General features: G+C 56.6%; 2 rRNA genes. Both read left to right on the top strand.

Annotated elements, in window-relative coordinates:
- Positions 1-54 precede the first annotated feature (54 nt).
- Positions 55-3188: ribosomal RNA gene (locus M1M07_RS32065) — 23S ribosomal RNA — on the top strand.
- 158 nt (positions 3189-3346) lie between these two features.
- Positions 3347-3463 (top strand): 5S ribosomal RNA (rrf, locus tag M1M07_RS32060).
- Positions 3464-3476 lie beyond the last annotated feature (13 nt).

Here is a 3476-nt window from a genome sequence, read left to right as displayed (position 1 = left end):
GTAGGGGTTGTTGTGTGTTGTTTGAGAACTGCACAGTGGACGCGAGCATCTTTGTTGTAAGTGTTTATGAGCGTACGGTGGATGCCTTGGCACCAGGAGCCGATGAAGGACGTGGGAGGCTGCGATATGCCTCGGGGAGCTGTCAACCGAGCTGTGATCCGAGGATTTCCGAATGGGGAAACCCAGCACGAGTGATGTCGTGTTACCCGCACCTGAATATATAGGGTGTGTGGAGGGAACGTGGGGAAGTGAAACATCTCAGTACCCACAGGAAGAGAAAACAACATGTGATTCCGTGAGTAGTGGCGAGCGAAAGCGGAAGAGGCTAAACCGCGGGTGTGTGATAGCTGGCAGGCGTTGCACTCGTGGGGTTGTGGGGCCTTTCTTCCCATCACTGTCATGGTGGGCGAGAGTAAGAAACCGGTGGATTAGTCGAAGTGGTCTGGAACGGCCCGTCGTAGAGGGTGAGAATCCCGTAGACGAAAATTCGCCGGCTCTCGTGAAGGGTTCCCAAGTAGCACCGGGCCCGTGAAATCTGGTGTGAATCTGTCGGGACCACCCGATAAGCCTGAATACTCCCTGGTGACCGATAGCGGACTAGTACCGTGAGGGAAAGGTGAAAAGTACCCCGGGAGGGGAGTGAAATAGTACCTGAAACCGTGCGCTTACAATCCGTCAGAGCCTTCGAGCAGCTTGCTGCTGGGGGTGATGGCGTGCCTTTTGAAGAATGAGCCTGCGAGTTAGTGGCATGTCGCGAGGTTAACCCGTGTGGGGTAGTCGTAGCGAAAGCGAGTCCGAATAGGGCGTATCAGTGGCATGTTCTAGACCCGAAGCGGAGTGATCTACCCATGGCCAGGGTGAAGCGACGGTAAGACGTCGTGGAGGCCCGAACCCACTTAGGTTGAAAACTGAGGGGATGAGCTGTGGGTAGGGGTGAAAGGCCAATCAAACTCCGTGATAGCTGGTTCTCCCCGAAATGCATTTAGGTGCAGCGTCGCGTGTTTCTCACCGGAGGTAGAGCTACTGGATGGTCTAGGGGGCCCACAAGCTTACCGAAATCAGCCAAACTCCGAATGCCGGTGAGTGAGAGCGCGGCAGTGAGACTGCGGGGGATAAGCTTCGTAGTCGAGAGGGAAACAGCCCAGATCGCCGGCTAAGGCCCCTAAGCGTGTACTAAGTGGAAAAGGATGTGGGATCGCTGAGACAACCAGGAGGTTGGCTTAGAAGCAGCCACCCTTGAAAGAGTGCGTAATAGCTCACTGGTCAAGTGGTTCTGCGCCGACAATGTAGCGGGGCTCAAGTACACCGCCGAAGCCGCGGCACTCACACAACACCCATTTGTTTCTACGGAAACTTGTGCAGTGGTGTGGGTGGGTAGGGGAGCGTCGTGCAGCCACGGAAGCGCCGGAGTGATCCAGGTGTGGAGGCTGCGCGAGTGAGAATGCAGGCATGAGTAGCGAAAGACGAGTGAGAAACTCGTCCGCCGAATGACCAAGGGTTCCTGGGCCAGGTTAATCCGCCCAGGGTGAGTCGGGACCTAAGGCGAGGCCGACAGGCGTAGTCGATGGACAACGGGTTGATATTCCCGTACCCGTGTATCCGCGCCCAATGGCGAATCAGTTGTGCTAACCGTCCAAAAGGTGTGTCGTCTCCTTCGGGAGTCGACGCGCTGGCTGCACGGGACCCCGGCTGTAGTAGTCAAGCGATGGGGTGACGCAGGAAGGTAGCTGGGCCAGGTGGTGGAATACCTGGTGTAAGCCGGTAGGGCGAGACGTAGGCAAATCCGCGTCTCATCAGGCCTGAGAGGTGATGCGTACCCGTTGAGGGGAATTCAGTGATCCTATGCTGCCGAGAAAAGCCTCTAGTGAGTTGGTACACGGCCCGTACCCCAAACCGACACAGGTGGTCAGGTAGAGAATACCGAGGCGATCGAGAGAACTGTGGTTAAGGAACTCGGCAAAATGCCCCCGTAACTTCGGGAGAAGGGGGACCAGCCCCGGTGACGAGTCTTGCACTCCGAGCTGGGGGTGGTCGCAGAGACCAGAGAGAAGCGACTGTTTACTAAAAACACAGGTCCGTGCGAAGTCGTAAGACGATGTATACGGACTGACGCCTGCCCGGTGCTGGAAGGTTAAGAGGACCGGTTAGCGGGGTTCGCCCCGCGAAGCTGAGAATTTAAGCCCCAGTAAACGGCGGTGGTAACTATAACCATCCTAAGGTAGCGAAATTCCTTGTCGGGTAAGTTCCGACCTGCACGAATGGCGTAACGACTTCTCTGCTGTCTCAACCACAGACTCGGCGAAATTGCATTACGAGTAAAGATGCTCGTTACGCGCGGCAGGACGAAAAGACCCCGGGACCTTCACTATAGCTTGGTATTGGTGTTCGGTTCGGTTTGTGTAGGATAGGTGGGAGACTGTGAAGCGGCCACGCCAGTGGTCGTGGAGTCGTTGTTGAAATACCACTCTGATCGTATTGGACATCTAACCTCGGACCATGATCTGGTTCAGGGACAGTGCCTGGTGGGTAGTTTAACTGGGGCGGTTGCCTCCCAAAATGTAACGGAGGCGCCCAAAGGTTCCCTCAGCCTGGTTGGCAATCAGGTGTCGAGTGCAAGTGCACAAGGGAGCTTGACTGTGAGACTGACAGGTCGAGCAGGGACGAAAGTCGGGACTAGTGATCCGGCACCGGCATGTGGAAGCGGTGTCGCTCAACGGATAAAAGGTACCCCGGGGATAACAGGCTGATCTTCCCCAAGAGTCCATATCGACGGGATGGTTTGGCACCTCGATGTCGGCTCGTCGCATCCTGGGGCTGGAGTAGGTCCCAAGGGTTGGGCTGTTCGCCCATTAAAGCGGCACGCGAGCTGGGTTTAGAACGTCGTGAGACAGTTCGGTCTCTATCCGCCGCGCGCGTTAGAAACTTGAGGAAGGCTGTCCCTAGTACGAGAGGACCGGGACGGACGAACCTCTGGTGTGCCAGTTGTCCCGCCAGGGGCACTGCTGGTTGGCTACGTTCGGAAGGGATAACCGCTGAAAGCATCTAAGCGGGAAGCCTGTTCCAAGATGAGGTTTCTCACCCCCTCGAGGGGGTAAGGCCCCCGGCAGACCACCGGGTTGATAGGCCAGAACTGGAAGCACAGTAATGTGTGCAGGTGACTGGTACTAATAGGCCGAGGACTTACCACGAAGAAGCTACGCGTCCACTGTGCGGTATCTGAAACAGCACACACACTCGCTGCGCGAGGGTGTCGGAGTGAACACTGTTCTTTCCTCGAGGGGAAAGCAACTCTGTGAAACTGTCGACACACTCGAAAAGCGTGAGTGTGTCGACAGTTTCACAGAGTTACGGCGGCCATAGCGACAGGGAAACGCCCGGTCCCATTCCGAACCCGGAAGCTAAGCCTGTCTGCGCCGATGGTACTGCACTCGACAGGGTGTGGGAGAGTAGGACACCGCCGAACACCCGTTACCGAA

Origin of the sequence: Rhodococcus sp. HM1 (genome assembly GCF_023218075.1) — a bacterium.
GTDB lineage: Bacteria > Actinomycetota > Actinomycetes > Mycobacteriales > Mycobacteriaceae > Rhodococcus.
This window is presented reverse-complemented; position numbering and strand designations above follow the sequence as displayed.